A 2,879-nucleotide genomic window follows, 5' to 3' on the forward strand; every position below is an offset into this window, starting at 1 on the left:
GCGCGACCGCCATGGCGGCCGCGCGCGGCCACGGCCGTGGTGACGCGACACCCAGGTCTGTCCTGACCGGCTTCCCACCAAGGCTGCGGGGTAGGCACCCCCCATGGCGGACTATGACGCCTCGCCCTACGTCCCCGAGGACGCGGACCTGGCGGCGCTGAGCAGCGCGGCCGCGGGGTGCCGGGGGTGCCCGCTGTACGCGGATGCCACCCAGACCGTCTTCGGGCACGGGGAGCCGTCCGCGAGGCTCGTCCTGGTGGGCGAGCAGCCCGGGGACCAGGAGGACCGGCAGGGCCTTCCCTTCGTCGGCCCTGCCGGGAAGGTGCTGCGCAGGGCGCTGGACGAGTCCGGGATCGATCCGGCCGACGCCTACGTCACCAACGCCGTGAAGCACTTCAAGTTCACCGTCCCGGAGCATGGCAGGCGGAGGATCCACAAGCAGCCCACGCTCCGCGAGGTCGCCGCCTGCAAGCCCTGGCTGGAGGCCGAGCTGGAACGGATCGCCCCGCGGATCGTGGTCGCCCTCGGCGCGACCGCCGCGAAGGCCCTGATGGGCCCGGAGTTCCGGGTCACCCGGCAGCGCGGGAAGCTCCTGACGCCGGGCGTGCCCCTCGACGGGGCGCACGTCCTCGCCACCGTCCACCCCTCCGCCGTACTGCGCGCCGGCGAGAACCGCGAGGAGATGTACGCCGGACTGGTGGCGGACCTGCGCGTGGTGGCCGACGCCCTCGGACGATCCGATTCCGTTTCCCGGGCCGGGTCACGGGCAGATGCTCAGCAGATGCACTGACCGCGTCCCTCTGGGAGGTGTGCCATGAGCACGCCGCATGCAGCCGACCGTTCCGCCCCGAGCAGCAGTGCCGAACGCAAGGTGCCCCCCACGGAGACACCCCCGGCGGAAAGCAGCACCACCCACGGAATCTCCCTCCCCGAGCGGCCGGAACTTCGCAAGGCGTGGGGATTCGCGCCGCTGGTGTTGATCTTCTGCGTCGTCGCGATCTTCCTCGCGGGAGTGATCGCCATGATCGTCGCACTCTCCTCCTAGGTACGGCGCAGGGGCACCCGGACATACGAACGCCTGCGCGAGGAGGAATCCATGGCCGAGCGCGACCTGAGCAAGGGCGACGAGGTGTCGTGGAAGAGCCACGGCCAGAAGGTGACCGGCAAGGTCAAGAAGAAGGTCACCAAACGGACCCGGGCGGCGGACCGCACCGTCGACGCCTCGAGTGAGGAACCGCAGTACGAGGTCGAGAGCGACAAGTCCGGGCGCTCGGCGGTCCACAAGCCGGGGGCACTGGGCAAGGACGGGTGAGCCGTGGGCAACGAGGGCGGCCTCGGCCAGGGCTCCATGCGATGCCCGCCGTCCGCGGCGGATGCCACCCCGCGTCCGTCGATACCGGGCACCCGAAAGGAGACACACGTGAAGCGCGACGAGACGCCCGAAGGTGCGGAGCACACCGCCCCGCCGCCTAAGGACCAGCAGGATCTCCAGCAGGCCCGCGGGCACCGCGGGCGCGATCCCGACACGGCGGAACGGGGACGACCGGACACCGACGTTCCCGACGCGCCGCGCGACCTTCCACCGCAAGAACCCCCCGACTGACGATCGCGCCGACCGGGGGGCACGAGGTGATCCCGGACGCCGGGAGGGGGGACCCGGCGTCCGGGGCATTCACCCACCATGCGGCTGCCTCACCGCAGAATCCGGATGCCCCGGATTCGCGGTGCGACACGCGGCTGGAGGCCGGCTTCGCTGGGCTCGGGGAGGACCTCAACGAACACGTGGTGGGCGGCGGATGGCCCGCCGCGGACGTCCGCCACGAGATGCTCGTGGAACCCCGGTCACCGCCGTGTCAGGCCCCTGTGCCGTTCCGGCGGTCGCCCGCCGCAACGGCCCGTGGGGCGGGCTCGCGTCAGGAACGGCCGCGGCCGGTGACGAAGTCGCGTGCCCGGTCCACCAGTCCGGTCCCCGGTGCCAGGAGCTTGTTGCCGGGCGGGGTGTCCGGGGCGCTGGGGTGCGGGCGGGTCGGGGCGACCTTCTTGGCCCGGCGGACCTGGTCCCCGAGCTCGTAGAGCTGCTCGGGCGTGCAGGCCTGCGCCAGGCCCGGGAAGAGCTGCTGCTCCTCCTCCCTGACGTGCTCGGTGACATCGGTGATCAACTTTCCCACCATTTCGTCGAACCGGGCGTCGTCGATGTCGACGTCCTCCAGGTCCTTGAGGACCTGTTCGACCTCGGCGTGTTCCTGGATCTCCTTGTCGGCCAGGGCGTCCCCGCCGGGCAGGTGCTTCCTGACGGCCGGGTAGAGGTACATCTCCTCGGCCACCGAGTGGCGTACGAGCTCGATGGTGACCTCGTCGAGCACGTTCCGGCGTTCCTTGTCACCCGCGGGCAGGGCCCGCAGACGGGCGAAGTACTCCTCCACCTCGCGGTGGTCGGCTGTGAGCTCTGCGATCACGTTTCCGCCGTGTCCCATCACATGACTCCCTTCCGGGTCGGTGTGCGGTCGACGGTCTTCTCCCGGGCTGCTTCCCGGTCCCACGGAGGACACGCCCCCTTTGTCGGCCATCCGGACGACGATCTTCGGCCCAGGCCGCCACCACGTGGATGCCGGGATCGATCGCTACGCCGTGTAGGGCGCGGGTGGCCGGGTAGCAGCCTGCACTGAGGCGGTGATCCGCTTCCGGAGAAGGTGATGCGTGATGGCCGGGACCACCGGACCCCGGGACCGTACGAAGGACAAGGCGACGGTCGAGGCCTTGCTGGACAGCGAGGGCCACACCTACGCCGAGGACGCCGGCATCAAGCTGAAGAACACCCCGCAGCCGCTCTACCAGGCGCTGGTGGCAGCCTGCCTGCTCAGTGCCCGGATCAAGGCGTC

Annotated in this window: 5 protein-coding genes and 1 pseudogene; 5 read left to right on the forward strand and 1 reads right to left on the reverse strand. The window is 71.0% G+C overall.

The window, feature by feature from the left end; translation table 11 throughout:
- Nucleotides 1-103 precede the first annotated feature (103 nt).
- The 4 genes from ABZ312_RS45005 to ABZ312_RS45020 all read left to right on the forward strand — a co-directional run bounded on the left by ABZ312_RS45005 (nt 104) and on the right by ABZ312_RS45020 (nt 1,603).
- Complete coding sequence (locus tag ABZ312_RS45005) at nt 104-790, forward strand: UdgX family uracil-DNA binding protein (RefSeq protein ID WP_500440219.1); 687 nt, start codon at nt 104-106, stop codon at nt 788-790.
- Between the two features lie 24 nt (nt 791-814).
- Complete coding sequence (locus tag ABZ312_RS45010; protein ID WP_500323969.1) at nt 815-1,045, forward strand: DUF6480 family protein; 231 nt, start codon at nt 815-817, stop codon at nt 1,043-1,045.
- Nucleotides 1,046-1,096: 51 nt separating this feature from the next.
- Entirely contained in the window at nt 1,097-1,312 is a 216-nt protein-coding gene (locus tag ABZ312_RS45015; protein WP_500323970.1) for a hypervirulence associated TUDOR domain-containing protein, read from the forward strand.
- Between the two features lie 108 nt (nt 1,313-1,420).
- Nucleotides 1,421-1,603 carry a hypothetical protein gene (locus tag ABZ312_RS45020; protein ID WP_500323971.1) on the forward strand — a complete coding sequence of 61 codons (183 nt, stop codon included), beginning with the start codon at nt 1,421-1,423 and terminating at the stop codon, nt 1,601-1,603.
- Nucleotides 1,604-1,913: 310 nt separating this feature from the next.
- Here the strand turns inward: ABZ312_RS45020 and ABZ312_RS45025 are convergent, their stop codons facing one another.
- The gene (locus ABZ312_RS45025; protein ID WP_500440220.1) at nt 1,914-2,474 is read right to left on the reverse strand and encodes a hemerythrin domain-containing protein; all 561 of its coding nucleotides are present in this window, start codon (nt 2,472-2,474) and stop codon (nt 1,914-1,916) included.
- Nucleotides 2,475-2,700: 226 nt separating this feature from the next.
- Between ABZ312_RS45025 and ABZ312_RS45030 the strand changes: the two are divergent.
- Nucleotides 2,701-2,879, forward strand: a pseudogene (locus ABZ312_RS45030) (endonuclease); the annotation flags it as partial.

The organism is Streptomyces sp. NPDC006207, from assembly GCF_040613835.1.
Lineage (GTDB): Bacteria > Actinomycetota > Actinomycetes > Streptomycetales > Streptomycetaceae > Actinacidiphila.

What these genes read in the sequence shown, in the direction of transcription:
- ABZ312_RS45005 (WP_500440219.1), top strand. Translation starts at nt 104, where the DNA reads ATGGCGGACTATGACGCCTCGCCCTACGTCCCCGAGGACGCGGACCTG.
- ABZ312_RS45010 (WP_500323969.1), top strand. Translation starts at nt 815, where the DNA reads ATGAGCACGCCGCATGCAGCCGACCGTTCCGCCCCGAGCAGCAGTGCC.
- ABZ312_RS45015 (WP_500323970.1), top strand. Translation starts at nt 1,097, where the DNA reads ATGGCCGAGCGCGACCTGAGCAAGGGCGACGAGGTGTCGTGGAAGAGC.
- ABZ312_RS45025 (WP_500440220.1), bottom strand. Translation starts at nt 2,474, where the DNA reads ATGGGACACGGCGGAAACGTGATCGCAGAGCTCACAGCCGACCACCGC.